A 23,518-nucleotide genomic window follows, 5' to 3' on the forward strand; every position below is an offset into this window, starting at 1 on the left:
GGTACTATAATTCCAAGTCACCTTTCTGCATGGGGAATGGGATGACATTGTCCATACCCACTTCCGTGACCTTGGCGCAGTAGGTCACCGCCAGTAACTTCCAGCCATTGTCGAACATGCCACTCTGAATTAATGACCTTGCTGTCAAAATACCTTGGCCTCCGGGATGCCGCCACCTCATTCCAGAACACTTCATTCGCTGCGTTACCAAGGTTTTACAAGTAGCCTCAATAACCCCTGAGCCTATTGGCAAGTTGTGCGACAAGTGTTCAGCATAGTTCATGCGGGTTCGATTACTTCTGAAGTACTCCAGCTCTGTTTTCAACTTCGATCGACGAGGGTGTCGTTTATGCTGGTAAGCCAGAGCTTTGATGACTTTTTCAACACCTTCGGGCTCCTCTTTGAGGATGTGGCGATAGGTGATGAACTTTTCTCTGGATTTGTTGCTGTTTTCACCATAGGACAGGTCAAACGCTTTCTTCAGGTGCTCTGCGGCATGATAGAAGTCTACAACCTCGTGACCTTCAGGGAGTTCATTGGCAAGGTAGGTCCAGTTGTCTTTTGCCCCATCAGCGACTTTAACAAGCGTCAGATCTGGCCTCTGTCGAAGAGCTTCGCTCAGGAGTGCGGAGAGTGATTGTTTCAAAGTCACTTTCTTGCTTTCAGGCATTCGACTCATCCTGACCGTTGAGAGGCGTTCACCCTGTGCATCGTAAAACGACAATGTTCCACAACTGGCCTCCTGACAGCCAGCAGGGCCACGGGTTCGCTTGCCATCGACTCTATTCTGTTCCCGCTTTTCCTGACGTTTACCATCTTTCATCGGCAACATGACGCCATCAAGAGAAGCGGCGGCAGTCACAGCTTCTTCAGGAACCTTGACGCTTTCCCAGAGAAAGTCTTCAAAGGCTTCCCTATTGGGTTCCCACTGCGCATTGAACTTTTTGGGTAGTCTGGCCAGAGAGCTTTCCGAGGGCGTCATGTTCCCTATCAGATCAAGTAGGCTTTTAGCCTCTCCGGGAGGCATTTGCGCAACCATCCAGACAGCTTGTTTAGCTGCTTTTGGTGTCCAATACCCTCTACAATACCTGCCTGTAGCTCCAAAGGGATGATAGAGTGATCCTTACCGTTACGATAGAGCGTACGCAAAACCCGGACAGGGCCGACAGCGGATTGATAAGTTTCTGAAGATCGCAACACCCGATGGTAACAGACACCGCTTACCTCAATCGCAGGAACGTCAATATCAAGCCCGGTCAGGTCTTCTGCCAGAACGCTTTGCTCTGCTTCGATAAAGAGTTTATGGATCTCACCTTCATAGTCTTCAAAGTGCTTGATTGGGCTGTGTTCCTGACGAAGAACGGCCAGTTTTTGCTCAAGCTGTTGGATAGCATGACAAGAAAAATTGGCGGCTTCAGCTAGTGGCTGACATACTTGCATCGGGGCGGCCTTTCACTGTTGCGGTATCTTTTACAGTAACCATCATAGCGGTGTTTGGCCGTTCCTATGTAAGTCCAGAGAAAATTTGTAGCTGCTGTATAAACCACGGACGGCAAGCCCAGAAAAAATGGTCAGTATGAGACTTTCACCCTATCGATAGCCTTCTGCCTGGTTGAAAGCGTCCTGTGGGGCTTTGTCACTCTGGATGATTTTTCCAGCCTGCTTCAGGGCATCACAGAACTCATCCCAGACAGTGCCGTTGATGACTTTTTGTTCAGCGTTTTTTGTGTTCATTATTTTTCTCACGCAGTATCAGGTCATACCTTGATCAGGCAGCTCATGCCGCCATAAACTCTCCGCCATTGACGTCTAAAGTGGCACCGGTCACCGCTGAAGCGTAATCAGATACCAGAAACAGTGCGGCTTTGGCGCAGTCTGTATCCGTAGGAATGTGACCCAGAGGAATGTTCCGGGTAATTTGCTGCATGGCTTCTTCTTCTGATATCTGCTCATTGTTTGCTGTGAATTTGACAAAGGTTTGCACTGGCAGTCCCCACATCCAGCCCATCAGGGCAGTGTTTACCCTGATGCCATATTGACCCAGCTCTTTAGCAAGGTATTTGACAGTGGTGTTCAGGGCACCTTTGGAAGCGGCATAACCGGCTTCGCCACCAAACTCAAGCACGAAGGGTTTACGGGTTGCCATTGTGCTGATCATGGTGATGGCTCCGGACTTCTGTTCTTTCATGGCGGGTAAAACGGCCTGAGTCATGTTCATGGTGCCGATCAGGTTGGTGTCCATAACACGACGCCAGTCTTTCAGATCAGCGCTCTCAACCGGTTCAAAGTTACCGTGGTAGAAAGCACTGTTAATGAGGGCATCGACACGGCTGAAGGCTTTCAGGGACTCTTTCACAAGGTGATCGCATTGAGCCCGGTCGCATATATCGGTGGGAACTTTCAGAATTTCACAATCAAGGCCAAGCTCGTTAACACGCTGTTCAGCATCACCCAGGCTGGCGGCTGTGCGGGCACCGAGTACCAACCCTCTGGCTCCCGCTCTGGCGGCCTCGATAGCGAGCTTTACCCCAAGTCCGGGGCCAATACCGGAAATAATCACGACTTTGTCTTTAAGCAGCATTTTTATTATTCTCTGTTTTGCTTATCGCCTGATAAGTTATACAAAGTAAGAAGCGGCTTATCAAGTGATAAGTTGTCAGTAGTGTCCAACAAGGATAAGTCGATGAGTAAACCGACAACACGGGATGTCATCCTTGATACCGCCGAACGACTGTTTGCCCGGCAGGGTATAGAGGCGGTTTCCCTGCGTACGATTAATACCGAAGCGGGTTTCAGTGTGGCAGCACTGCATTATCATTTCCGTAACCGTCAGGGATTGATTGAAGCACTGATTGAACGAGACCAGAAACCGGTTCTGTCGCGCAGGCAAGAACTGCTCGACGAGCTGGATACTCTGGTGAAACCGGAAGTGCGACAGATTACAGAAGCGTTGGTTTTACCCATGGCAGAACCGATAATCGATAATCCTGAAAAAGGTCTGCAAACCATTAAGTTTCTGTTCCAGACGTATATTGACCAGAAGAACCACAGACAGGTCAGCGAGGTAATAGAAGAAAGCTTTCGTATATTTGACCGGTTATTGGTAAGCGCCTTACCCGAACTGGATCGGAACCTGCTCCATCAGCGCTGGGTGGTGGCTGCAGAGCTGACATTTCAGGGACTGGCCAATATTGATAATGTCATGACGCTGCGTCCGCATCAGGATGAGAGAGAGAATTACCGGGATTATGTCCGGCGGTTAATCGATTTTATTGCCGGAGGGCTGGCAGCGGACGCATCTGCAGCATGACCCGGTTGTGTTTATGGCTGGTTAAGGTTTATCTGCCAGTAACCTACATCCAGCCACTGATCGAATTTAAATCCCACCTGCTCAAAGTGAGCGACTTTTTTCATGCCCATTTTTTCGTGCAGTGCAATGCTGGGTGCATTGGGCAGGGTAATGCCTGCAATGGCTGCGTGGATGCCAGACGCTTTAAGCTCTGAAAAAAGAGACTGATAGAAGAGACTGGCCCAGACCTCTGCCTTTGGCCTCATTGCTCAGGTAGACAGTGACTTCTACCGAGAAACGGTAAGCACTTCGTTCCCGCCATGGCGCAGCATAGGCGTAACCCAGTACCTGACCCTCCTCTTCTGCAACCAGCCACGGAAGACCGGCTTCGTTATACCGGTTAATGCGTTCACGGATCTGTCCGGCAGAAACCGTCTGTTCTTCAAAAGTGATGGTGGTCTCAAGAATATAGGGGTTATAAATGCCAGCAATGGCTGCAGCGTCTTGCTGCTTAACAGGTCTGATCATAGAGTTTTATTAAGTAAATAAGCTTTAAAGCTCTTTCTCCCAGAACTGGGCAGAGCCATTTTGTTCATTGAGTATGTAAGGGCTGAAACCTGCCTTCAGGTAAGCTTTCCTTGCCGGTTCGTTGCCTTCCAACACTTCCAGAGTTACTTTGCAGCAGCCTTTCTCCTGCGCAATGTGTTCAATGGTTTCCAGCAGCATGGTTGCAATTTTTCTGCCCCGAAATTCCGGGCTGACTGCCAGATCGTGAATATTGATCAGAGGTTTGCACTTGAAGGTTGAAAACGCTTCAAAACAATTGGCAAAACCGGCAGGCTGGTCATCAACATAACAAAGCAGACTGAAAGCGTGAGGAATAGTCGCCAGTGCAGACACCAGGTTGTCTTTTGTGTACTGGCTGAGTGATTGGTTGCCACCGATCGGGTCTTCAGCGTAGTGGTTCAGAAGATGAATAAGGTCTTCTGCCTGCTTGTTATTGGCGTAATCAACGGTGACTACCTGTATAGACATACTATTTCCACTTTATTCACAACGTTGGAAGGATGCTGTAGCGGGTATGATAAAAGCAGAGGCTAGCCAAAGATACAGGCATGATGTTTCGGACAGCATTCTGGCTACTTGGGATGAGTGCACTGACCGTAGGTTTTCCACGCTGGTATAGCTGCCAGTAACGAGCCTACAAACAATATCAGCAGTAAAAACTTCACTTCCTCCAACGAAGCCGGATGTTCAGTCATCCAGACTTGCCATTCTCCGGGCATAAACCCCTCCAGCCCAAAAACAATTCCCTTGAATAGAAAAAAGCCTGTAATGGTCGCAGTTCCGATAATAAGAAACGGTTCCAGCAGGCCGATGGCAATGACCTGATAAGATCGGGCACCCAGCATTCGCAAGGTGTCGATTTCATAACGACGTTCAGCCAGACTGCTGGTAACGCTGAAGAACACGGTGATCAGTGCCATAACAGTGATCAGCATGACAACGGCGATCATCAGGTCGGCAAACTGGTTGGCATAGTTCTGAATAAAGCCCAGCTCCCGGTCAGGAATAACCACCTCGACCGGAGAAGGTGCCGTTTGTTTAATCTGCTGCTCCATGGGCAGTAATGCCAGACGGTTGTGGAGCTGCAACAGAATAAGGTTTATGTTGCCGGCAGGCTGTTCCGGTTGAAAGTCTGCCCGTACTTTCTGAAGGTCATTGATGGATGCAAGAAAACTGTTGTCTAAAGCCGATCCGGTGGGAGCCAATATACCTGTGATGGTGAAAGGTCTGGTGTATTCATCCTCAATGGAAGGCTCCATCCCTCTGGCCAGAGTCATTCTTTCACCCACCTGGTAACCGGTCTGCTGAGCCACCGCAGAGCCCAGAACGATGCTGTCAGGCAGGCTAAAACCTTCACCTTCTGTAAACGTCAGTGGTTGATTACGATCAAACCGGTTAAACAACTCGTTTGTGGTACCGGTGACAGGAAAACCCCGGTGGCTTTCCATGATGCTCAGAGGGATGGCAGACGCAATCTCAGGATGCTCGCTGAGCGCTTTATAGACACTGATGTCAATGGCGGGCGGCGTGCTGCCGATTCGAAACAGACCATACAGTGCCAGATGAGAAGGCTGTGAGGGAGCGCCAACAATCAGGTCAGACTGCCCGGTAACCCGCTCAATGGTCTGGGAAATACTGTTTTTTACATGCACCAGTACCAACAGCAGTGTTGTGCTGAAAGCCAGCCCCAGCAGTGACACTATGGCCTTGGTTTTTCTTCGTCCAAGACTGTTTTTAACGAGTTGCAGTATCACCATAACGGGTTACTCAATGCGTTTTTGTTGATGTCTTTCATATTGATATGCCTTTCAAACAGCGGATTGGCTTCTTTGTTGTGGGTAATACAGATCAGGGTGGTGTTATTTTCTCTGGCATGCTCAATCAAGAGTTCATAGACCAGTCGCTGGCTGTAACTGCCCATGGCAGAGGCCGGCTCGTCGGCCAGTATCAGGCTGGGATTACCGATCAGTGCGCGGGCTACGGCGACCCGTTGTTGGAGCCCTTTGCTCAGTTGGTCAGTTTTATGACGTAAACGCATGGGGTCTTCCAGCTTTAGGCGTGCCATCAGCTGGTAGGCTTCATACTCTCCGGACAGTTCGGCGCTATCGACGATCTGCTGTTTGCGAGGAGAAAAGCCACAGGGCAGGAGAATATTCTCCAGCGCTGTCAGGTAAGGCATAAGGTTCAGGCTTTGAAAAACATAACCAATATGGTCTGCCCGAAAGTGATCTTTTTCACTGCGGCTCATTTGGGTCAGATTGCGCCCCAGCACCCGAACCTTTCCGCTGTCTGGTTCCAGTAAACCGGATAACAGCTTCATCAGTGTCGTTTTTCCAGAGCCGTTCTCGCCAAACAACAAGACGACTTCACCGTTGTGAATCTGCAGCGATGGAATGTCGATACAGTCCCGACCGTTAAAAGCCAGCTTAAGATCCTGTATATCAATGGCCAGTGTTTCGCTCATGGCCCCCTCCTGGCTGATTGTGTGTCTGGATGGATGGTGATCCTATTCTCGGGCAGCGTCAGGGTCTGTTTGTTTTGCCAGAAATCTGTTGTCAGCCAGATATTCATCTGCTTCAGGCCGGGTAATGCGGTTTGCAGGTCTGACTGGACGGACTTGAGGGCTTGTGGGGTCTGGCAGTGAAAATCATAGAACCCTTCGACGTCACCCGATGACTCATTACTGTCGTCTGACTGATTCTGAAAAATCCGGTGGCTGCTCAGGCTGCACTCTGCTTTCGGGCTGGTATGCCATAGGTTGGGGGTGTCGGTCAGTCGTTGTGCAATGCTTTGCTGAGGTTCGTCGGGAGCCAGAAGTCCTAAAGACTGTTCCGGAACTCTCAGAAACAGGGTCAGGTTGTTTTTTGTCAATGTAATGTCCAGAAGTATCTGGGCGGGCTCGATCGCCCGGTGAATAACAGGCGCAGCACTGGCATTGTTCAGGGTGAAAGCCGTTGCCAGCAGGAGAGGCAAGAGCAGGAGAGGCAAAAGGTATATAAACCGTCGCATCATGGCTATGGCTCCTTGCTTTGCAGATAGGACTTCCCGGAGTTGACGAGAGCCGTTCGGTTTAAAAAATTTCTGCCAATCAACAACTGCTGAGGGAAATTGCTGCGATCAATTAACGACACTTCCAGAAAACGTTTGGTCTTGCCAATACTGATTGTGTTGCGTACCACTGCCCGTTCTTTGGGAGAACCGGAGTGGGTAATAATTCGCGCGACCCGACTGACCGGCTGATGCATAGAGACCATTTTGCCGGAGGGTTTGTGATGGAAGTCATAGTACACCCATCGTTTGCCCTGACGATTGATGTACATTTTTATATTCCGGGCATCCAGTGCCGTGGTGGTCGCGCCAGTATCAATCAGGGTGGCGACGGGTAAGGACTCAATATTGACCAGCGATGCCGTTTCGTAGGTGCCAAACACGACCAGGTCATTGGAACAGTTACAGGTTGCCTCAGCCTCATTAACTGACCATGGAGCGATGATCAGCAGGCTTGTCAGCAGGGTGAGCGAAATGAGTTTGAACACAGGATTTTTTCTATAGAAACCTGTGTATTTTTATCGGATCCAGGGCCGGAAATTTAAGTTCTGTGTGCTCAACAGATAACAATAAGAATGATCGATATTCATAATCACATCATTCCCGGCATCGACGATGGAGCACTGGACATGGCAATGGCTTTGCAAATGCTGGCGATGGCACAAAAGCAGGGTGTCACGCACCTTGTGTGTACACCGCATATGCATGTGGGACGCTTTGGTACGGGGCAGTGACGAGTTTATGGTTCAACTACAGCCGGGAAGGATACCTTGACAGGCGTTGTTAGAATGTTCACTAAGATAGAACGGGTAGAATTCAGCAAAGGAGTTGTATTTTTTCATTATTATGGCTTCCGGTTGATGCAGTCAGCACTTTGTCATAGCTCAATAGGCTAATGCATGAAGACTTACGCATCAATTCAGAATATTTGTATCTGCACCAGAGAAGCAAGATACAAAAAAAAGCCTGAAGTGTTTAATAAACCTTCAGGCTTTGTCGTATATGGTACCGGTGGGCGGACTCGAACCGCCACGCTCGTGAAAGCGGGGGATTTTGAATCCTCAATACCATCTATATAAAACAAGGGATTACAGGTGGCAGTATTCAAATTGACACGGATTTGACACACTCAGAGTTCGGGGATGGCGTTTGTGGCGATGGTCTGGTCGATGGTTCTGGCGTTGAAGTATTTCATGGTAGTGGCCAGATCATTATGGTCTGCAAGTTGCTGCACGACCTTTGGATCGGTTTCATTGTGCAAAAGCCAGGTAATCATGGTGGCTCGCATGCCATGGTGAAAGGGTTTTATTCTGGGCAGGCCGATGGCTGTAAAAATTTTTGCGGCATAGATTGAAATGTTGCCGCGCTCTTTCAGCCATTGCTCACCGTTGCCTTTATCCAGGTACCACTTTTCCTTCGGGCTGCGCTGGCTCAGGTCTTCTTTCAGAAACTCGAACAGGGTGTCATTGATAGGCTTGTTCGGGAATTTCATTTTTTTCGGGTAGAAATTAATTTCCGGCACTTCGCGGATCCGGATCACTCGTCGCTTCAGATCGATGTCAGACAAGCGAAGCGCCCAGATCGGGCCGAGTCGCAAAAGCGACTGGGTGGCCAGCATGAAAGCCCGATCCATATTTCGTGCTGCTCGAATATCTTTCGGGCGAGTGTACGTATCCAGCCGGTCTTTAATCAGCGCCCGGGCACGCTTCAGGTCAAACAGGGTATAAGTGTCCATGTCTTTCTTGGGCGCAGTGGCTTTTTTCAGCCGGTGGCGCTTGTCGAGAATTTCATGGTCATAAGCCCAGTTCAGAAAAATACCCAGATGGCGCATGTGCTTGTTCTGGGTCGTTTTGCTGATCACCTTGCCGCAGTATTCCAGGGAAGTCAGATGCTCAAAATACTGGATGTTATGCTCGCGGCTGAACTCCCGCAGCTCATGGTCGCCAACGGCACCGATATACATATCCACCGAGCGCACATAATCTTTCACAGTGCGCGGGTGGTTGGTGGTTTTGAGTTCCTTTTCCCAGTTGGTCTTTGCCGTGGAAACCGGCATCCGCTTACGGGCCAGCCGCTTTTTATCCTTCTCTGCCTTATCCTTCCTTTGTTTATCCCGCAGCTCTCTTTCCTTACTGAGATATAACTCCCAGACATGGCGTTCCAGCGCATCCTCTGCCAGATGATCCACATCACTGGCAGCGCATAATTTGCGACGGATACCACGGCGGCGGGCAATAAACCCGACTTCCGGATCATGGGGAAATTCCCCAATATAGTTTTTGGACTTCGGGTCATAGAAGTACAGAGTGCGAGACATTACCGGCCTCCACCAATCCAGGCAGCACGACCAACAACGGTCACATCTTCAGCTGGCAGGGTGTAATCGTCATAGGCTTCATTGTCAGAAATGACTTTTACCTGGCTACCCGGGAGAAATTGCAGGCGACGAACCATAGTGTCCTGGTGAACGGTAATCAGATAAATGTCATCACCACGCTGGCGACGCAGGTCAACCAGTACCTGGCAACCATTCAAAATCCCGCGCCCGATCATGGCATCGCCGGTATTGGTGAACATCAGGCACTGATCCGGATCCACCCTGAGCACCTGTTCCAGGTAATCGCGCTCAAATTTTACAGGGCCACTTTTTTCCGGGCTGTCATCATGGAAACGGATAGTGACATAAGGGCTGTTTCCGAATGGGTGGCCATCGCCAGTACTCAGCCAGATCAAGTCCACACCACTGAATTCAGACAGGCGAGCCACCCGGCTAACAGTAGGTTCGTTGGTTGACTTGATGTAGCGGCTCAACTGGGTTTTTGTGATGCCAACATAAGCCACCAGATCCTGCACTGCCTTACCCTGTTTTTTCGCAAAATCCACAGCAAACTGGATTCTGTCGCCCATCTCGTTAGCCGCTTCATTCATGTACACCACCATATTCCATCCCTTTTTATAAAAATGTCGATTTTTTGCCTTGATAAGTAACCTATACGTGTTTAAAGTTACCTATAAGTTACTTCATGATGCTCCATAACGCTTCATAGCGCATCAAATAACTTGAAAGTTAGTTTAAATGACGAATAGGTAACTCGCAATGATTGATACAGCCACAGACAAACTTTTTAACCAGAAGGGACTGTGCGAGCTGCTGAACATCAGTAAAAGCACCCTGCTGCGTAGGCGTAAGGAAGGCGCGCTCCCTGACCCGATCAAGGTTCTGGGGCAAGAGGTTTGGCCTAGCAGTGTTATCAACCGCTGGATCATTGAGCAAAACCCCAGCCTGCTGGAGCAGGTAAAGCCGGTAACACCCAAGGGGCTGAGTAAAGCCATCAAGGCTCGCAAGGCTGATCTCGAATCAGTACCGGCATAAGGAGCACAGGTAAATGGATTACAAAGAAATTCAGGCGGATGAAATTGTTCAGGCTCTCCTGAACGACTCCCGCTTCGATTTTGAGGATAAGGGCGAGTACCTCCGCAAAGGAAAATGCCCTAATCCGAAATGCGGCAAGAAAATGCTGTTTGTTCGCAAAAAACAGCCCTGGAATGTGAAGTGCTCCAGAGAGGGCAACTGCCAATATGAAGAAACCACCAGAAACCTGCTGCCGGAACTGTTCGAGAACTACAGCAAGCGATTCCCGAAAACAGAAGAGAATCCCCAGGCTACGGCTGATGCTTACCTCTCCCAGAACCGGCACTTTGATCTGGCTCGGATCCGCAGCTGGTACTCGCAGGAAGCCTGGCGAAATCCGGAAACCGGAGAATACTGCGACACCATCCGTTTCTACCTGGACGAAAAGAAGACCCGTTACTGGGAACGACTGATCGACAAAACCAAGGGAGACGGACAAAAAGCCAACTTCGGTGGCATGCGTAAAAAAGACGGCTCTATTTATAAAGGCGATGCCTGGTTACCGCCTGGTGTTTCCATAAATCGTAAAGATGAGGTCTGGATTGTTGAGGGCATCTTCCATGCTACGGCCCTGCATCATGTCGGAAAAAAAGCAGCTGGTGCTTTCAGCTGTAATAACTTTCCTGAAAACCTGATCAAAGAAAACAAAGGCAAGGGCATTACTTGGATTCTGGCTCTGGACAATGAACCAGGCGGATTACGCTACACCAAAAAACACGTTGAAAAACTCAAGAAAATGGGTGAATCCTTCAAGGTTGCCCTGACTCCACCAGAGTCAGAATCGGGCGACTGGGATGACCTTTACCGGGTAAAGAAGCTGGACGACAAATTTTTCGACCTGTGTTTCCACAGTGGCCACATGTTTATGGCGGAGTCTCCAGAGGATAAAGCCTACTACCACCATTTACGAACAAAGATGAGGAAGTTTGTTCTCGATTACAGAAGTGCAATTTATGGCTTTACCGTTGGAAGTGATGTCGATGATGCTCTTTCAGGAAAAAAGAACAAGAAAAAAGATGAAGACGAAGAGGCAATAAAACTCGATTCAGAAGAAGGGAAAGAAGCCTTTATTGATAATGTCGAACTTGACCAGATTTGCAACTGCAAGCCGGATTTTCTCTATCAACAGGTAGACGACATTCTTGGTGAGCGCCGCTATGTATTCAACTTCGATTACTCAAATGGCTCACCCAGTGAATTAGTGGAGTTCAAAGGCTCGGTTCTGGAAAGCCCATCCTCATTTAATAAAGGACTGTTGCTGGATTCCAGTGGTGGTTCATTCGATGGCAATGCCAGGCAGCTGAAGTTTTTACGTGATGGCTGGCTGAACCGTCGAATGAAGCGTGTTACTTCCTTGCCATTTCTTGGTTATGACCGGGACGTGAATGCCTGGATATTTCAGGATCACGCCTTTCAAAACGGCAAAAAGCTAAACCTGAATAAGCAGGGTTATTTTGACCTGCCGGACAAAGGCATCAAAACCAGCCTTAAATCAGTACGAATCCATACAGGTGGTGAGCATAAGACTGACTGGATACTTGACTTCCTGACCGCATTTCATTGGCAAGGTTTGTCATTACTGGCGTTTTTTCTGGGATCGCTGTTTGTTCAGCAAATCCGGAAACAGCAAAAAAGCTGGCCTTTTATGGAATACACCGGAGACCCTGGTGCAGGTAAATCCACTGTGCTGGAGTTTTGCTGGTCGCTACTGGGCCGGGAGGATTACGAAGGCTTCGACTTGAACGATGCAACACCAGCCGGTTTGCGCCGTACTTTCAGTAATGTGTCCAATATGCCTGTTGTTTTGATCGAATCCGAAAGGACTGCACCAGATTACAAAGACACCGCTAAAAAAGGGGGCGTTGACTTTGAGCGCTTCAAAAAACTTTATAACGGGCGAGGTACGGGCACACTCGGTGTGGCTCGACGCAATAACGAAGTAGAAGAGCATTTGTTCCAGGCTTCCCTAATTATTTCTCAGAACAACGAAGTGGACGGATCCGATGCACTCCTACAGCGAATCGTTCACTGCCATGTTGATAAAAAACATCATCGGCCTGGTACCAAAGATATAGCCAGCCGCCTGGCATCAATGCCTACAGAGGAGTTGTCCGGTTTTCTGGATGAAGCCTTAAGAAATGAAGCAAAGATTCTTGATAAATATTTCAAGGCTTTTGCTGAATGTGAAGATCGTTTCGCTAACAACGGAAACCTGAAAGACGAGCGTGTAATCAAGTGCCATAGCCAGATTGCAGCGATGGGCTATGCCCTGCAGATTCTGTTTCCTGCGCTGACAGATCAGCATGTCCAAATGTTGGAGGCTTATCTGTTTGAACGGGCACATAGTCGTGAAGACCGGCTGGCCGACGACCACCCACTGGTTCAATCATTCTGGGATCAATACGAATTCATCAACCACACCAAATATAACGGTATGGAAGAAGGTATTTATGACGACTTCGTAAACCACAGCAAGAACCCAGACCTGATTGCCATCAATTTTGAACACTTCAAAAAGATCGCAGATATGCACCGGCAGGAGAGGCTGGACTTCAGAGAGCTTCGAAAACTGCTGCCCAATTCCCAGCGCTATGCCTTCAAGGGCAAGCATGTAGCTGTAGACAGTCGTCTGATGGGAAGAACCACAAAATGCTGGGTTTTTACAAAGGAAAGGAAACGATGAATTACATAGATATTAACGCGCAGGCGCGCCTGCTAAAGAGCTGCTTCCAGAACATTAGAGGGGCTGTCGGAAATTGGTAATTTTGGTAATCGCTAAAGCAAAGAAGGGCTGAAAGCCACGAATAGCAAAGGGTTTAAGGTTTTTTAACAAAGGTAATTTCTAAGTAATTAAAGAGTAATTGAGTTACCAGAGAGGATTACAAAATGATTACTTCTTCTGTTTCGCTGAAAGCCTTGAAAATCAAAGACCTAACCAATTCATTACCAATCAGTTACCAGAGAATTACCTTCCGTCTGTTTGGCTGAAGGCCGCATAAAACGGGGACTTGCAAGGAATCAGAAAAAGGTGATTACCGAAATTACCAATTTCCGACAAAGGTTCCCTGAAAACGAAAACGCAAGAGCAAAGAAACAATGAGTCACCAACCGTTACAGCTGCATCCCGTTGAAGAACATAAACGTGACTGTCTGGCACGTTACTACCTGGACAACCTGAGCCGGACAGAGGTGGCCAGCTGGCTGGAGTCCCAGACAAACGCCTGTTATCGGGAAGATATGCGCCAGCGCCTTAACACCCAGGTGCGCCGTTTGAAGGAATGCCGGACAGAACTGGAGACCAGCCAGTCCATCACATGGGTATGGCTGACTGAGCAATGGACACTGCGGGAATTACAGCACTGCATGGAAGCCGCCCGGCTTGATGCCCATGCCCAGGCTGTTTTACGGGGATTGATTGACAAGCGTGAAAGCCAAGTGAGGACAAGATGAAACAGGAAAACCTGATCGCCCGGGAATGTTCATGGCATGGCGCTGTGAACACACCAGCCTGCCAGTGTGTTGCCCGCTGCTTTCCGGCACCCGGGGAAGAATCCCGCTGCCCTGGTGTTGACCAGTGCAACCGTGACCTGGCCAACCGTATTCGTTATGCCAACCAACCAAAGGAGAGAAAAAAGTGAGTTGTATGCCAGCGATAAACCTGAATGACCTGCAGCCGGATCCGGCCTACCTGACCGGGCAGACCCAGCGCCGGGAACGTATCCATATCGGCAACATCGATATTGATCCCTGCACTGGCTGCCAGCACAACCGGGAATGCATGACAGGCCAGCAGGCTTGCCAGCAATTTTGCAACTATGTCCAGGGGCGCGACTGGACAGGGATAGAGCGACAGCCGTCGTCATTCTTTTATAAGCGCCTGAACTTGAGCAATTGAAAATAACCACAGGAGAAAAACCATGGGAACTCAAATGAAGCAGCTGAACCAGCCAGTCACCGCAGTGCAATACTTCAACTCCGTTGCTGCCCTGGTAAAAGTCGCGCAGCTGGACACTTCCGGCTCCCGCGCCGCAGCACAGGTTCTGTTAAGTGCCTATAACGGCTCGGAATGGCAGCTGAACGTAACCGACCTTTGTCATCTGGATCAGCTAAATATGTTTCACGCCATGACGGTTATACAGGGTCGGGCGAGTTTGATGCGTGAACCACAGGAAGGTATCGAAAACGGTGATGACATTTTTATGGATCTCTGGAAGCGGTGGGAGCGTTACAACATCAACAACCGTCACCTGAGAACTTGCCGGGAGTGTTATGGCACTGGGGAAGTGTACGCGAACCATGATGATGAAAATGATTACACCACCAAAACATGCCCATACTGCGGGGGCAAGGGCTACTGCTAAAAAACGAACACCCGAAATTCCAATGATTATAGAAGGTGATAAATCGTGACTTATGTGAATACCAGAGTGCTGAAAAAATATGCAGAATTCAGGGGCTTCCTGCTGAGAACCGGCACCATTGCAAAAGCGGATGGTGGGCAGATCGTCTGGCTACTGAAGGGGTTGAATACACCGGAACTGGTGTTTGATACCGCCTGGGATGTGCTGGAAGGTCTGGACTGGTTGCGGGAAAACCGGGACGAAGCCTGCAGGCTATTAAGGAAGAGGCGAAAGAACCGAGAAGACCGGGCTGCTGCTGTCGGGCAGGACAGCAGCGCCGTCTGGATTGAGCATTGTTAAGCACTTGAGACAGACCCGGCTCGTTTATTTTAGCGGGTCGGTTCAATTTTCGCTATGAGGAGTCGTATCGATGACTTTAAGTATGAAATCGACCTTTGCGTGTAAGGATTCAAATTCGCCCGGCATTCCTTCGAGAATGTTCTCCAGGTCAAACGATAACTGGATGCGTCGCAGTAATTCGGCATTAACGGAAAGCCCGTTTTTATTAGCTGATGTTCGCACCCTCTCATCCAGAGCAGGGGAAATCCGCAAGTGAAACTGCGGGTAAGAACGGCTCAATAGTCAGCTCTCCATATACCACATTGGTAGCACTATGCTACTAAGCCGTTATACAATTGCTGTAGTACCACATTGGTATATTGTCAGGAGAATTAAATGCAGGAGCGTAACTATGACCAGATGCACATACGTCTGGCGAAGTCATTAAAACAGCGGGTTGAGCAAGCGGCAGAACGCGAGGAGCGCAGTCTCAACAGCTGGGTTGTTTTAGCCATCAAGGAGAAGTTGAAGCGTGACAAGACTCAACAAAACACAGACTGACTGGCTCAGTCATGCCACACCAAAGGAGAGAGATATGTTTCTGGCTGCCGGGGAGGCCGGAGCCATTGAGCTAATGGGCTTTGACGGGGAGATCAAAGTATTTGCGCCTACCATTCGCGGGCAGATTATTGGTGAGCCAAAGACCTGCCGGAAAGAAGCCGAGAGCCATGCCCGTCATCGTCTGGGGCCATTACAGGCAAGGGCTTTGCTGTATGGCACCCGACTGGATGAGCATGCCCTGGGCATTGACGGCTGGAACGGCAAATCCCACGGGCAGGCGAAAGAGGAGCAGCTCCAGCTCGGACAGATTATTCATCTTGGCTCAGTGCTGGCTCAGTACGAAGACCGGCTGGATCGGGAGTTAGAAAGGACGCTGACCGGTATTACCGGGCAAAACCGCGTCCAGCTGGAGCATCACTTGCCACTCTGGTTGCTGGATCCGGAAGAGGAAGACCCGGAAACCGGCTCCAAGGCATTTCTGGAAGCCTGTGCCAGAGACCAGTCGTATGGCCTTTTGGTAGAAGCCATTACGCCGGTTCCGCAAGTGTTTCTGGATGACTACAAGGTCAGCGTAGGCGACTGGAGCTATACCGCCCGTTACTGGTTTTACGATGAAACCATCGAGCGAATCTGGGAGCAGGCTCGGGCTTGGCGAGTGGCTTATATGGATCGGAAGCGTCAGGAAGCGATGCAATAGGAAGGAAGGGCTGCGCCCTTCCTCTTAAAAAAAATTAATAGGAGTTGAACATGCTGAAGTTAACCAAAAATCAAAGCACCTGGTTCGAGAATGCAACAGACCAGGAACAAAAAGCCTTCATGAGAAAAGGCCCAGCAGAAGTAGCACAGTTCTTTAATATCAAGACTGAAAAAGAATCTTTTGCTCCTGCTGTCAGAGGTGTTCGGATTGCAGGAACAACAGAGGATATTAATAAGGCGCAAAAATACGCTGAAGAGTTTCTGGATAAATTACAGCAAGAAGACCTGCCTGTTCTGGATGAGTATTCCCTTGGAATTGATGGCAGCTCTGTTACACAAGCTGAAACTTGCTATGAGAAAGACCTGCGAATAGAAGGAGTACTTCACCTCGGTTCACTGTTGGCAACCGACGCATTTGAAGGCCGTTGCTTGGAAAACCTGCACGACGAATTTATTGATATTCTGATTTCTGAAAGTATTGAGATTGAAGAATCAATGAAGCCTTTACGCCCGAGTTTTGATGATGAAGAACTCAACGATGATGTTGGTAGTCTAGTAGCAGATTTTCTGCTCTCACATAACTTTCAGGGCTTTGCTGTATATATCTCCTGCCCAGTAAAAAAATACCATTCTGACACATCAGCTAGTTACAGCTGGGGCTGGAAACGCACTTCATGGGTTTATGGTGAATCTTTTGAAGAGGCATTCAAGAACGCTACAGCCTGGGCTGATCGAATGAAGCAAATCGATCTGGATAAGTTCAAGGCCAAGCAGGAAGAAACTGAAACAAATTAATGGAGGGGCTTATGCCCTTCCTAATTAAAAGAAGGAAATAAAAATGATTAAAGCTGAATCTTGCAATCTTTTTAGCACCAATCGGAACGGAATAAAAACCGAGCCTTTTAAAAATTATTGGATTAGCTGCGTTAAGCCTAAAGATGCAGGTGAAAATTGGCTGGGTGAAGAAATCAAAGAGCCGGTTCTGGCATCAAGAATTAGAAATATGTGGCATGACCAAAAAGGCCGCTTAATTTCTTATGACCAGTTTGTAACAGAGGCAATACCTGCAAATTAAACCAAATATCTGATGGAGCGCCAGCTCCATCAGGGAGGAAGCATGACAATATTAGAATATGGAACAAGAATACTGGCCGGATTAGTTCTGGCCATAGTTTCCACCGCAGCTCTGGTTCTGGCCCTTGCCGGAATGGTTTCATCACCCGTCGAGCAGGGCATGGCTATCGCTGCCGGAGTGGCTCTGCAAATCTGCCTTTACCTGTTTGCCAGAAACAAAAAAGACCAGTGGCTCTCCTGGGTGTTGCTGGTTGTTTCAGTATTGGCAACCGCTGCATTTATGGAATATGCCTGGCAGCAGCAACGGGCTGGAACAGTACAGCAACAGCAGAGTGCAACGGCTGATAATTATGTGGCGCAGCAGCTGAAGCAGCAGATCGACGACATTAACCGGCAGATGGCTATCCGGCTGAATGTTTCCGAGCGTGACACCAGTGGCAACTTTCGCACCCGGGGAATTAACCAGTTGGATGATGAAGTCTCCGACCTGACCGAAGAGCGTAACCAGCTGTTAAGCCAGTTACAGGAGATTGAAACAGCCAGCGCAACAGCGCCAGCTGGCAGCATGGATGCAGTTGTCGGAAATGCGCCCTGGTTGATTCGCCTGGTAGTGTTTCTGGCTCTGTCGTTATTGCTGGATTACTGCACCATCCGGTGTCTGTCCACACCGATGCCTGAAAGGGCGAAGAAAAAGAAACTGGAAGATACAGAAGAGAAGAAAAGTGCCAGTACCGAGGCCGCGAAACCTGAAACGGTACTGGCAGAGGCTGATTCTGAAAATGCCGACCATCCAGTGGAGGACAAACCAGAACCAACTGAGGAAACCATATCCGAAACCACCATCCAGCCGCAAGCGTTACAAATCGACGAAACGGTGCAACGAATCGCGCAACGGGTACGCAACGGCGAATACGGCACCCAGCCTGTAGTGAGAAAAATCATAGATGCTGAGGGAGTCCGACACCCGGTAGTAAAACAAGCCTTTGACCTGTTACAGACCGAAGGCGTACTGGTGAAAAACGGACAACGCTTTGAACTGATGAAGGCAGCCTGATCATGGAGCAGATAAACACCGCCACCGAAAGCAATATCAACCAGCTGGCGCTGTTGGAGTTATCAATGGAATTGAAAGCCTTGCAACGGCAGAGACCCAGAACTCCGGAAGATCACCGGAACCGCAGAGAACAAATTACTGCAATCGGTGAATTGATTAGTTTCATTAACTATGTGGAGAATAATAATGAGCACTGAAATTTTAAAATCAAAAGCTCTGTATTCTAAAGAGTGGGGAGAGCTGGTTATCCAGATTGTTCATTACAAAACTAAAGGGATGTATGAAATACAATTCTCTTTTAATTGCGATGGTGAGCAAACAACAATGCTCTGCGAATTATATAAAGATGATGAGCAGGGATTAGAATGGATTAATAAAGCGTTTGCTGATTATGATCTGGGGTATGCTGAATATACTGCTGCTTGCTCTTATCAGGCCGGATTAATCCAAGAATACGACCCAAACTGTATACCAGTACTCTGATAGGAGAATGAAATGAAATTATCTATCGAAGCGCAGAAAGAATTAAATACAATGAATGCAATGCAGCATGAAAAAACAGGCTATGGTATTCCTCAAGCAAATCAGCTGGTGCAATGTCCTGAATGCAAAGAGCACATTGAAGTTTGCGATGCCGTTCTTGTCAGTGGGAAAGAATATTGCGATGGCTGTGCTGAGTTTATTCAAGAATGGCTGAAACAGTTTGAAAGATTCATCGACACAGATACTGAGTACCTTGAATTCGAAAAGGTAAAGGTTGGCGACAATGTCGAGGCACGTGCGTATGTAAGAAATAAAACACAGGGTGACACTCCCTAATGAACTTTCCGGTAGTAAAAGCGCATAACCAGAAACCATAGAGAGTAAAAGCCGGGTTAATCCCGGCTTTTACTTATGGCTGAAAAAAGCTCCTGCTGCTGCACCCGGCTCATCCGCTGAATTTTCTCCATCATGGCCGGATCAAAGTCCAGCCTGGAAGGCGACAGTGTATGGCTAAAAGTCTGGTGAACGGCAAAGGTATGACCACACTCCGGATTGTTACAGGTGCAGTACAACACCTTAAAATCTGCTGACTCTTCCACGCTATCCTGTATCGTTGCCAGGTCATTGCACCGGTTGCACTTTGTCCGAACACTCATATCCAACCCCGAATCCATATAAAAGTAACCTATACGTCAATTATGCAACCTTTACGATTCAAGTAAAGGAGAAGAAAAAGAGACCCGACCCCATTCCGGCAGCCAATCATTAATAGTCTCCAGCTGTTCCCGAATCGGGATAATTTCGTTTTTCTCGTAGATGGGATCCACCTTGGAGATGTCGCCAAAGTTGGAGTTACCCGAAGGAAGGACTGCCGCCAGTGCCGCTGGTTGTCGGTGGGCAGCGATAATGTCATCCCTTGAAATATTCTTGATTTTTTCCAGCTCATCCTTGGTGCTGAAGTCACCTACCGGCAGGATCTGGATATCCTTCTCCCTGCCGTTGGGGATATGCAGGAACATATTGCGGAAATTACCCAGCCCCCTGGAGCCTTTGATCGCCTGTTTAATAGACTTTTGATCATCGCCAGACAGGCCTGCACTGGAGCTGTAAAAGATATAGCCCACATGGGCACCATTCAGGTAATACTTGCGCCGGAACAGGGTAGCGTCTTCATTCAGCAACATGGACTGGATCGCCCCCAGGTACCAGGGCACTCCATAAATAGTCTGGTTCACATCGTAGTTTTTAATATGCACCACTTCACCCAGCCGGAACTTGATCAGCTGGCCTCTGCGATTCAGCATTCCATAGCGCCCTGGCTCTTTCAGCTTCCGCATATTTATGGCTGGCAGGTGTCGCACATCCACCGTCTCACCAAAGCCATTGCGGATCCGCTGGAAATAGCAGTTTAGAAACACGTTGTAATCGGTGGCGGCTGCATACATTACACGACGTTTCAACACTTCCGAGCCTTCAAAGCCGCGCATCACCACATTGGTTTTAAATTCCAGAATCGGGCCATGGTAGGCATTAGCTCGCAAGAGTCGCGCCAGTCCCTGCAGGGATACCGGAGGCTGATAGTATTCCCCGTTATGGTCAAGGAAGACCCCGGCATAGTCATTGAAGTGACCATCCAGCACTGGCTCCGGATCGCCGAAGGTAAATGCGGAGACATCGCCCATTTCCGGGTTATGGGGTAACTGTTCAGTATTATCACTATTGCAATCAGTATTATTAGTATCGTATTCGGTATTACTGGTATTGACGGTTTGTTTGTTTTTTCGCCCTCTGCGGGTATTTTTCCTGCTCATACTCAATCTCTCCGTTGTTACCCGAAGGCCAGAACGCTTCTGCTCTGCTGGCCGCTGTCCAGAGGTTCATTAATTAATGCATGCATGATCGACCAGGCCACATCGGCATGGCCGGTGGTATTGGTTCGACCTGCGGAATAAGTCATCTGGCCACTGCCGGTGGAAACCTGCCGAATGGTCAGGAAAGCATGGCCAACATCGTTCCAGTCAGCCGGATATTCCAGCCTGCCCGCTTCAATAACCCCCTTGGTTTTCTGTACCAACAGAGTTTTAGTGGGAATGCTGTAATGGATAGGCGTAGCCAGTGGGAAGAAGTTTTTAACGATATCAATTACACCGGTACCAGGGCCGGTGGTATCAATGCCTATATATTGGAAATTGTATTTCTGGGTCAGTTCTTTGATTCGTTCTGCCTGGAAAATATAGGATTGATCTTTCCAGTGGTGTTTTTCTAGAACCCGGAACTTGCCTTCAGGTACCAGAGGCGGAGCCACCACAACAAAAGTCGCATCATCCCTGTGGCGGCTTGGGTCATAACCACCCCAGACCGGATAATTACCAATAGGCCGCGCCGCTTTCGGATCAAAGTCGAGCCAGTCTTCCGGATCCACACCGCAGACTTCCAGATCAGCCAGCCGGAATACACCCATGGTGTCGTCCACAAACTCACACATAAACAGGTTGCGGAACTCATCCGGGCTGTACTCGATCTTGAGTTCAGCCATATCGAACAGGTCACAGCCCCCGGCTTCGGCATCTTCCAGGGTGATAATTTTGCGCCACTGGTTATCCGGGCAGAGAATGCCGGACTGCATCTCCTTAAACCCGGGGAACTCTACCCGCTTGCGTTTAAAGCGTTTCTGGTACCGTTCGCCAGTCCATAAATCATAGGCTTCATGGGTAACCGCACTGGGCGTGGAAAACAGCGTGCGCCGCCACTTTTTGTGCGCCGCCATACCGGTGGCCACCTTGTAAAGCTCATTAAATTTATTAATCCAGAAAAACTCATCGATATAAGTGTGGCCGTGGTAACTCTGGGCAGATTTACTATTGTTCGACAGGAAGTAGAGAGTGGCTGGCCCTTTCTCGGTATGCAGGGTAATAGGATTGCCAGACAGCTCAATATCAAAATGCTCTTTCGTCAGATTGATAATATAAGAACGGAACACCTCTGCCTGCGCCCGGGTAGCAGAAAGAAATATCTGGTTATCACCCGTTAGCACAGCATCTTCGAAGGCTTCCTGCGCTGCCCACCAGGTCGCGCCGATCTGGCGGCTTTTCAGCAGCATCCGATTGCGATATTGTTTTGCCTCTGCCAGCTCATGCTGGTACCGGAAAAAGTTCTTATGGAATTTTTGTTTAAAGTCTTTCGCAGTCAGGATGCTGACATCGTTTTTGATTTTCTTTTTCTTTGAATTGCGTTTTCTCTTTGATGAAGCCGGATTATTGCCTTTTGCCGCTTCCAGAACCATATCGGAATCGGACGGCTCTGCCCGTAGTTTTGAATTGGCTATTTCTGTTTGTCGGAATTTCCCCAGATCCCGCAACTGCTTAATCAACCGATCCATTTCATTCAGGTCACGGTCTGATTTTTCGTTTTTTTCTGCCAGCATCGTCAGACGACGCTGGATAGCTTCTTCTACAGATTCATGGCGCAGGAATGCCTGCCAGTCTCCCTGCTCCTGCCAATAGTAAAGTGTTCGCCTGGGTACGCTTAACTCGTCCTCAATTTCAGGAATTGTATATTTGCGGATATACAGCGAACGGGCTGCAATTTTAATTTCGTCCGAATATTGCTTCATATCCGGAATAATAAAGCTGTCGCTTTTAATACCCGCCTTTTAATGATCTGAAAAGGCATTTATCCGAATTAATTCAATCGGATTTAATTTCTTTCAGATTTAACCTTGTTGACAACGATGTGGCTTTTAAATGAATTAAACGGAACCGGGTAAATGTAATGCCGAAACTGATTACCGATTGGGTAAAGGTGGCTGAATCGGGAACCACACTTGATGGACGGATAATTGAAAAGTCCTGGTTACTGGATGCGGCAGAACTCTATTCAAAAGAAAAATACACCGCTGTTATTACTCTGGAACATTACTCCCCCGAATGGGCCGGTAATTATGGCACCGTTGAAGAGCTGAAATCTGAAACCGATGGTGAAGTGGTAAGCCTGTTCGCCAAACTCTGCCCGAATGATCGGCTGATCAGCATTAACCGCAGTGGTCAGAATCTTTTTACCTCTATCAAAGTCCACCCCAACTTCGGCGACTCCGGCAAGGCATACGTTTATCAGATTGGTGTGACTGACACACCAGCTTCCATGGGAACCACGCAGCTGGAATTCCGCGCTGGTAGAGATGAAGAGATTTTCCAGGGCGTACAGCTCTCCCAGTTTTCTTTTTCATCTGAATCAGAAGAACAAACGCTGCTTAAAAAACTAACGGAATGGCTGGTCTTCAGCACTTCCAATTACAAGGTCTCTGAAGACGAGGACGACTCCATGAAACCCGAAGAGCTGGAAAAGCTGACTACTTCCATCACCAGTGCTGTGGCGGATTCCATTACAACAGCCTTCAAAAGCCTGAAGGAAGAAACCCCGGAACCGCCAGCCCCGAAGCCTGAGCCAAAGCCGGAACCAACAGCCGAAGTGACTGCAGAAGCGTTTTCTGCCCAGAAGGAAGAACTGGAGAAAACCCGCACCGATCTGGACGCAATGACCGAAAAGTTTAATGCGCTGGAAAAACGGCTGGAAGGCACAGTACCACCGACCGATCCCAGCGTGGAAAACACCGGTGGGGCTGACGATTCCGCAATCGAATACATTTAAGGATACCC

General features: G+C 48.7%; 34 protein-coding genes. 18 read left to right on the forward strand and 16 right to left on the reverse strand.

Features of this window, described 5'->3' with window-relative positions; genetic code table 11:
* Nucleotides 1–4 precede the first annotated feature (4 nt).
* The 4 genes from EZMO1_RS09060 to EZMO1_RS09070 form a co-directional block, all read right to left on the reverse strand.
* On the reverse strand, nt 5–1,027 hold the full coding sequence (locus EZMO1_RS09060; RefSeq protein ID WP_145912543.1) for a hypothetical protein: 1,023 nt from the start codon (nt 1,025–1,027) through the stop codon (nt 5–7).
* The gene (locus tag EZMO1_RS09065; protein WP_061509398.1) at nt 991–1,440 is read right to left on the reverse strand and encodes a hypothetical protein; all 450 of its coding nucleotides are present in this window, start codon (nt 1,438–1,440) and stop codon (nt 991–993) included. Before EZMO1_RS09065 ends, EZMO1_RS09060 begins: the two co-directional genes overlap by 37 nt.
* 150 nt (nt 1,441–1,590) lie before the next feature.
* Complete coding sequence (locus EZMO1_RS26675; RefSeq protein WP_160174025.1) at nt 1,591–1,734, reverse strand: hypothetical protein; 144 nt, start codon at nt 1,732–1,734, stop codon at nt 1,591–1,593.
* A gap of 43 nt (nt 1,735–1,777) precedes the next feature.
* The gene (locus EZMO1_RS09070) at nt 1,778–2,581 is read right to left on the reverse strand and encodes an SDR family oxidoreductase (RefSeq protein ID WP_034874029.1); all 804 of its coding nucleotides are present in this window, start codon (nt 2,579–2,581) and stop codon (nt 1,778–1,780) included.
* A 102-nt stretch (nt 2,582–2,683) separates the two neighbouring features.
* On the opposite strand from EZMO1_RS09070, the gene EZMO1_RS09075 reads away from it, so the two are divergent.
* Nucleotides 2,684–3,310: a TetR/AcrR family transcriptional regulator gene (locus EZMO1_RS09075; RefSeq protein ID WP_051789595.1), complete on the forward strand. Its 627-nt coding sequence runs from the start codon at nt 2,684–2,686 to the stop codon at nt 3,308–3,310.
* 183 nt (nt 3,311–3,493) lie between these two features.
* Here EZMO1_RS09075 and EZMO1_RS09080 read toward each other — a convergent pair whose 3' ends face one another.
* The 6 genes from EZMO1_RS09080 to EZMO1_RS09105 all read right to left on the reverse strand — a co-directional run bounded on the left by EZMO1_RS09080 (nt 3,494) and on the right by EZMO1_RS09105 (nt 7,392).
* Nucleotides 3,494–3,817: a GNAT family N-acetyltransferase gene (locus EZMO1_RS09080; protein WP_236631973.1), complete on the reverse strand. Its 324-nt coding sequence runs from the start codon at nt 3,815–3,817 to the stop codon at nt 3,494–3,496.
* 24 nt (nt 3,818–3,841) lie between these two features.
* The gene (locus tag EZMO1_RS09085; protein WP_034874027.1) at nt 3,842–4,324 is read right to left on the reverse strand and encodes a GNAT family N-acetyltransferase; all 483 of its coding nucleotides are present in this window, start codon (nt 4,322–4,324) and stop codon (nt 3,842–3,844) included.
* A 104-nt stretch (nt 4,325–4,428) separates the two neighbouring features.
* A complete protein-coding gene (locus EZMO1_RS09090; RefSeq protein WP_034874025.1) occupies nt 4,429–5,613 on the reverse strand; it encodes an ABC transporter permease in 1,185 nt (394 codons plus the stop codon).
* Nucleotides 5,607–6,320: an ABC transporter ATP-binding protein gene (locus EZMO1_RS09095; protein WP_034874023.1), complete on the reverse strand. Its 714-nt coding sequence runs from the start codon at nt 6,318–6,320 to the stop codon at nt 5,607–5,609. The genes EZMO1_RS09090 and EZMO1_RS09095 overlap by 7 nt, the downstream gene beginning before the upstream one ends.
* A complete protein-coding gene (locus EZMO1_RS09100; RefSeq protein WP_034874021.1) occupies nt 6,317–6,868 on the reverse strand; it encodes a ZrgA family zinc uptake protein in 552 nt (183 codons plus the stop codon). Before EZMO1_RS09100 ends, EZMO1_RS09095 begins: the two co-directional genes overlap by 4 nt.
* Before the next feature lie 2 nt (nt 6,869–6,870).
* On the reverse strand, nt 6,871–7,392 hold the full coding sequence (locus EZMO1_RS09105; protein WP_034874019.1) for an ATP-dependent zinc protease family protein: 522 nt from the start codon (nt 7,390–7,392) through the stop codon (nt 6,871–6,873).
* An 87-nt stretch (nt 7,393–7,479) separates the two neighbouring features.
* Between EZMO1_RS09105 and EZMO1_RS26680 the strand changes: the two genes are divergently transcribed.
* The gene (locus EZMO1_RS26680; RefSeq protein ID WP_160174024.1) at nt 7,480–7,638 is read left to right on the forward strand and encodes a CpsB/CapC family capsule biosynthesis tyrosine phosphatase; all 159 of its coding nucleotides are present in this window, start codon (nt 7,480–7,482) and stop codon (nt 7,636–7,638) included.
* Nucleotides 7,639–8,033: 395 nt separating this feature from the next.
* On the opposite strand, the gene EZMO1_RS09110 is transcribed toward EZMO1_RS26680, so the two are convergent.
* Nucleotides 8,034–9,221, reverse strand: a complete 1,188-nt coding sequence (locus EZMO1_RS09110) for a tyrosine-type recombinase/integrase (RefSeq protein ID WP_034874016.1) — start codon at nt 9,219–9,221, stop codon at nt 8,034–8,036.
* Nucleotides 9,221–9,832 (reverse strand): XRE family transcriptional regulator, encoded by a 612-nt coding sequence (locus EZMO1_RS09115; protein ID WP_160174023.1) that lies wholly within the window; start codon nt 9,830–9,832, stop codon nt 9,221–9,223. Before EZMO1_RS09115 ends, EZMO1_RS09110 begins: the two co-directional genes overlap by 1 nt.
* 169 nt (nt 9,833–10,001) lie before the next feature.
* On the opposite strand from EZMO1_RS09115, the gene EZMO1_RS09120 reads away from it, so the two are divergent.
* The 7 genes from EZMO1_RS09120 to EZMO1_RS09150 all read left to right on the forward strand — a co-directional run bounded on the left by EZMO1_RS09120 (nt 10,002) and on the right by EZMO1_RS09150 (nt 15,016).
* Nucleotides 10,002–10,277 carry a helix-turn-helix transcriptional regulator gene (locus EZMO1_RS09120; RefSeq protein ID WP_034874012.1) on the forward strand — a complete coding sequence of 92 codons (276 nt, stop codon included), beginning with the start codon at nt 10,002–10,004 and terminating at the stop codon, nt 10,275–10,277.
* 13 nt (nt 10,278–10,290) lie between these two features.
* Nucleotides 10,291–12,999 carry a toprim domain-containing protein gene (locus EZMO1_RS09125; protein ID WP_034874010.1) on the forward strand — a complete coding sequence of 903 codons (2,709 nt, stop codon included), beginning with the start codon at nt 10,291–10,293 and terminating at the stop codon, nt 12,997–12,999.
* 413 nt (nt 13,000–13,412) lie between these two features.
* Entirely contained in the window at nt 13,413–13,766 is a 354-nt protein-coding gene (locus tag EZMO1_RS09130; RefSeq protein WP_034874008.1) for a hypothetical protein, read from the forward strand.
* Nucleotides 13,763–13,954 (forward strand): hypothetical protein, encoded by a 192-nt coding sequence (locus EZMO1_RS09135; RefSeq protein WP_034874006.1) that lies wholly within the window; start codon nt 13,763–13,765, stop codon nt 13,952–13,954. The genes EZMO1_RS09130 and EZMO1_RS09135 overlap by 4 nt, the downstream gene beginning before the upstream one ends.
* Nucleotides 13,951–14,211 carry a hypothetical protein gene (locus EZMO1_RS09140; RefSeq protein ID WP_222842217.1) on the forward strand — a complete coding sequence of 87 codons (261 nt, stop codon included), beginning with the start codon at nt 13,951–13,953 and terminating at the stop codon, nt 14,209–14,211. Before EZMO1_RS09135 ends, EZMO1_RS09140 begins: the two co-directional genes overlap by 4 nt.
* 22 nt (nt 14,212–14,233) lie before the next feature.
* The gene (locus EZMO1_RS26685) at nt 14,234–14,677 is read left to right on the forward strand and encodes a DUF7673 family protein (RefSeq protein ID WP_187300058.1); all 444 of its coding nucleotides are present in this window, start codon (nt 14,234–14,236) and stop codon (nt 14,675–14,677) included.
* 45 nt (nt 14,678–14,722) lie between these two features.
* Nucleotides 14,723–15,016, forward strand: coding sequence for a hypothetical protein (locus EZMO1_RS09150; protein WP_034874002.1), 294 nt, complete (start codon nt 14,723–14,725; stop codon nt 15,014–15,016).
* A gap of 42 nt (nt 15,017–15,058) precedes the next feature.
* Here EZMO1_RS09150 and EZMO1_RS25450 read toward each other — a convergent pair whose 3' ends face one another.
* Nucleotides 15,059–15,295 (reverse strand): Arc family DNA-binding protein, encoded by a 237-nt coding sequence (locus EZMO1_RS25450; RefSeq protein WP_082211774.1) that lies wholly within the window; start codon nt 15,293–15,295, stop codon nt 15,059–15,061.
* Between the two features lie 96 nt (nt 15,296–15,391).
* On the opposite strand from EZMO1_RS25450, the gene EZMO1_RS26170 reads away from it, so the two are divergent.
* From EZMO1_RS26170 to EZMO1_RS09185, 8 genes are read left to right on the forward strand one after another with little or no spacing between them, the layout of a single operon-like run.
* Nucleotides 15,392–15,556, forward strand: a complete 165-nt coding sequence (locus tag EZMO1_RS26170; RefSeq protein ID WP_145912544.1) for a toxin-antitoxin system HicB family antitoxin — start codon at nt 15,392–15,394, stop codon at nt 15,554–15,556.
* On the forward strand, nt 15,528–16,253 hold the full coding sequence (locus EZMO1_RS09155; RefSeq protein WP_145912545.1) for a hypothetical protein: 726 nt from the start codon (nt 15,528–15,530) through the stop codon (nt 16,251–16,253). The genes EZMO1_RS26170 and EZMO1_RS09155 overlap by 29 nt, the downstream gene beginning before the upstream one ends.
* Nucleotides 16,254–16,303: 50 nt before the next feature.
* Nucleotides 16,304–17,047 carry a hypothetical protein gene (locus EZMO1_RS09160; protein ID WP_034873997.1) on the forward strand — a complete coding sequence of 248 codons (744 nt, stop codon included), beginning with the start codon at nt 16,304–16,306 and terminating at the stop codon, nt 17,045–17,047.
* 43 nt (nt 17,048–17,090) lie between these two features.
* Nucleotides 17,091–17,327 carry a hypothetical protein gene (locus tag EZMO1_RS09165; RefSeq protein ID WP_034873995.1) on the forward strand — a complete coding sequence of 79 codons (237 nt, stop codon included), beginning with the start codon at nt 17,091–17,093 and terminating at the stop codon, nt 17,325–17,327.
* Nucleotides 17,328–17,369: 42 nt separating this feature from the next.
* Nucleotides 17,370–18,380 carry a hypothetical protein gene (locus tag EZMO1_RS09170; protein WP_034873994.1) on the forward strand — a complete coding sequence of 337 codons (1,011 nt, stop codon included), beginning with the start codon at nt 17,370–17,372 and terminating at the stop codon, nt 18,378–18,380.
* Between the two features lie 2 nt (nt 18,381–18,382).
* Nucleotides 18,383–18,577, forward strand: coding sequence for a hypothetical protein (locus tag EZMO1_RS09175; protein ID WP_034873992.1), 195 nt, complete (start codon nt 18,383–18,385; stop codon nt 18,575–18,577).
* Complete coding sequence (locus EZMO1_RS09180; protein ID WP_034873990.1) at nt 18,567–18,863, forward strand: hypothetical protein; 297 nt, start codon at nt 18,567–18,569, stop codon at nt 18,861–18,863. Before EZMO1_RS09175 ends, EZMO1_RS09180 begins: the two co-directional genes overlap by 11 nt.
* Before the next feature lie 12 nt (nt 18,864–18,875).
* A complete protein-coding gene (locus tag EZMO1_RS09185; RefSeq protein WP_034873988.1) occupies nt 18,876–19,199 on the forward strand; it encodes a hypothetical protein in 324 nt (107 codons plus the stop codon).
* A 56-nt stretch (nt 19,200–19,255) separates the two neighbouring features.
* Here the strand turns inward: EZMO1_RS09185 and EZMO1_RS09190 are convergent, their stop codons facing one another.
* Genes EZMO1_RS09190 through EZMO1_RS09200 form a run of 3 tightly spaced genes read right to left on the reverse strand, consistent with a single transcriptional unit; the run spans nt 19,256 to nt 22,476 of the window.
* Entirely contained in the window at nt 19,256–19,519 is a 264-nt protein-coding gene (locus EZMO1_RS09190; protein WP_086936471.1) for an ogr/Delta-like zinc finger family protein, read from the reverse strand.
* A gap of 51 nt (nt 19,520–19,570) precedes the next feature.
* Nucleotides 19,571–20,674: a phage portal protein gene (locus EZMO1_RS09195; protein WP_201772156.1), complete on the reverse strand. Its 1,104-nt coding sequence runs from the start codon at nt 20,672–20,674 to the stop codon at nt 19,571–19,573.
* Between the two features lie 17 nt (nt 20,675–20,691).
* The gene (locus EZMO1_RS09200; RefSeq protein ID WP_034873986.1) at nt 20,692–22,476 is read right to left on the reverse strand and encodes a terminase large subunit domain-containing protein; all 1,785 of its coding nucleotides are present in this window, start codon (nt 22,474–22,476) and stop codon (nt 20,692–20,694) included.
* Between the two features lie 158 nt (nt 22,477–22,634).
* Here EZMO1_RS09200 and EZMO1_RS09205 point away from each other — a divergent pair, with 158 nt between their 5' ends.
* Nucleotides 22,635–23,510, forward strand: coding sequence for a GPO family capsid scaffolding protein (locus EZMO1_RS09205; RefSeq protein WP_051789591.1), 876 nt, complete (start codon nt 22,635–22,637; stop codon nt 23,508–23,510).
* Nucleotides 23,511–23,518: the final 8 nt, after the last annotated feature.

It is taken from the genome of Endozoicomonas montiporae CL-33, assembly GCF_001583435.1.
GTDB lineage: Bacteria > Pseudomonadota > Gammaproteobacteria > Pseudomonadales > Endozoicomonadaceae > Endozoicomonas_A > Endozoicomonas_A montiporae.

Bases quoted from the DNA above. Each gene is read 5' to 3' on its own strand.
- EZMO1_RS09090 (WP_034874025.1), bottom strand. From the start codon at position 5,613: ATGGTGATACTGCAACTCGTTAAAAACAGTCTTGGACGAAGAAAAACC.
- EZMO1_RS09110 (WP_034874016.1), bottom strand. From the start codon at position 9,221: ATGTCTCGCACTCTGTACTTCTATGACCCGAAGTCCAAAAACTATATT.
- EZMO1_RS09180 (WP_034873990.1), top strand. From the start codon at position 18,567: ATGAGCACTGAAATTTTAAAATCAAAAGCTCTGTATTCTAAAGAGTGG.
- EZMO1_RS26680 (WP_160174024.1), top strand. From the start codon at position 7,480: ATGATCGATATTCATAATCACATCATTCCCGGCATCGACGATGGAGCA.
- EZMO1_RS09100 (WP_034874021.1), bottom strand. From the start codon at position 6,868: ATGATGCGACGGTTTATATACCTTTTGCCTCTCCTGCTCTTGCCTCTC.
- EZMO1_RS09095 (WP_034874023.1), bottom strand. From the start codon at position 6,320: ATGAGCGAAACACTGGCCATTGATATACAGGATCTTAAGCTGGCTTTT.
- EZMO1_RS09115 (WP_160174023.1), bottom strand. From the start codon at position 9,832: ATGAATGAAGCGGCTAACGAGATGGGCGACAGAATCCAGTTTGCTGTG.
- EZMO1_RS09160 (WP_034873997.1), top strand. From the start codon at position 16,304: ATGCTGAAGTTAACCAAAAATCAAAGCACCTGGTTCGAGAATGCAACA.
- EZMO1_RS09060 (WP_145912543.1), bottom strand. From the start codon at position 1,027: ATGCCTCCCGGAGAGGCTAAAAGCCTACTTGATCTGATAGGGAACATG.
- EZMO1_RS09080 (WP_236631973.1), bottom strand. From the start codon at position 3,817: ATGATCAGACCTGTTAAGCAGCAAGACGCTGCAGCCATTGCTGGCATT.
- EZMO1_RS09190 (WP_086936471.1), bottom strand. From the start codon at position 19,519: ATGAGTGTTCGGACAAAGTGCAACCGGTGCAATGACCTGGCAACGATA.
- EZMO1_RS26675 (WP_160174025.1), bottom strand. From the start codon at position 1,734: ATGAACACAAAAAACGCTGAACAAAAAGTCATCAACGGCACTGTCTGG.
- EZMO1_RS09125 (WP_034874010.1), top strand. From the start codon at position 10,291: ATGGATTACAAAGAAATTCAGGCGGATGAAATTGTTCAGGCTCTCCTG.
- EZMO1_RS09130 (WP_034874008.1), top strand. From the start codon at position 13,413: ATGAGTCACCAACCGTTACAGCTGCATCCCGTTGAAGAACATAAACGT.
- EZMO1_RS09175 (WP_034873992.1), top strand. From the start codon at position 18,383: ATGGAGCAGATAAACACCGCCACCGAAAGCAATATCAACCAGCTGGCG.
- EZMO1_RS09185 (WP_034873988.1), top strand. From the start codon at position 18,876: ATGAAATTATCTATCGAAGCGCAGAAAGAATTAAATACAATGAATGCA.
- EZMO1_RS09170 (WP_034873994.1), top strand. From the start codon at position 17,370: ATGACAATATTAGAATATGGAACAAGAATACTGGCCGGATTAGTTCTG.
- EZMO1_RS09085 (WP_034874027.1), bottom strand. From the start codon at position 4,324: ATGTCTATACAGGTAGTCACCGTTGATTACGCCAATAACAAGCAGGCA.
- EZMO1_RS09135 (WP_034874006.1), top strand. From the start codon at position 13,763: ATGAAACAGGAAAACCTGATCGCCCGGGAATGTTCATGGCATGGCGCT.
- EZMO1_RS09205 (WP_051789591.1), top strand. From the start codon at position 22,635: ATGCCGAAACTGATTACCGATTGGGTAAAGGTGGCTGAATCGGGAACC.
- EZMO1_RS26685 (WP_187300058.1), top strand. From the start codon at position 14,234: ATGGGAACTCAAATGAAGCAGCTGAACCAGCCAGTCACCGCAGTGCAA.
- EZMO1_RS09195 (WP_201772156.1), bottom strand. From the start codon at position 20,674: ATGAGCAGGAAAAATACCCGCAGAGGGCGAAAAAACAAACAAACCGTC.
- EZMO1_RS09065 (WP_061509398.1), bottom strand. From the start codon at position 1,440: ATGCAAGTATGTCAGCCACTAGCTGAAGCCGCCAATTTTTCTTGTCAT.
- EZMO1_RS09120 (WP_034874012.1), top strand. From the start codon at position 10,002: ATGATTGATACAGCCACAGACAAACTTTTTAACCAGAAGGGACTGTGC.
- EZMO1_RS26170 (WP_145912544.1), top strand. From the start codon at position 15,392: ATGCAGGAGCGTAACTATGACCAGATGCACATACGTCTGGCGAAGTCA.
- EZMO1_RS09075 (WP_051789595.1), top strand. From the start codon at position 2,684: ATGAGTAAACCGACAACACGGGATGTCATCCTTGATACCGCCGAACGA.
- EZMO1_RS09165 (WP_034873995.1), top strand. From the start codon at position 17,091: ATGATTAAAGCTGAATCTTGCAATCTTTTTAGCACCAATCGGAACGGA.
- EZMO1_RS09070 (WP_034874029.1), bottom strand. From the start codon at position 2,581: ATGCTGCTTAAAGACAAAGTCGTGATTATTTCCGGTATTGGCCCCGGA.
- EZMO1_RS09200 (WP_034873986.1), bottom strand. From the start codon at position 22,476: ATGAAGCAATATTCGGACGAAATTAAAATTGCAGCCCGTTCGCTGTAT.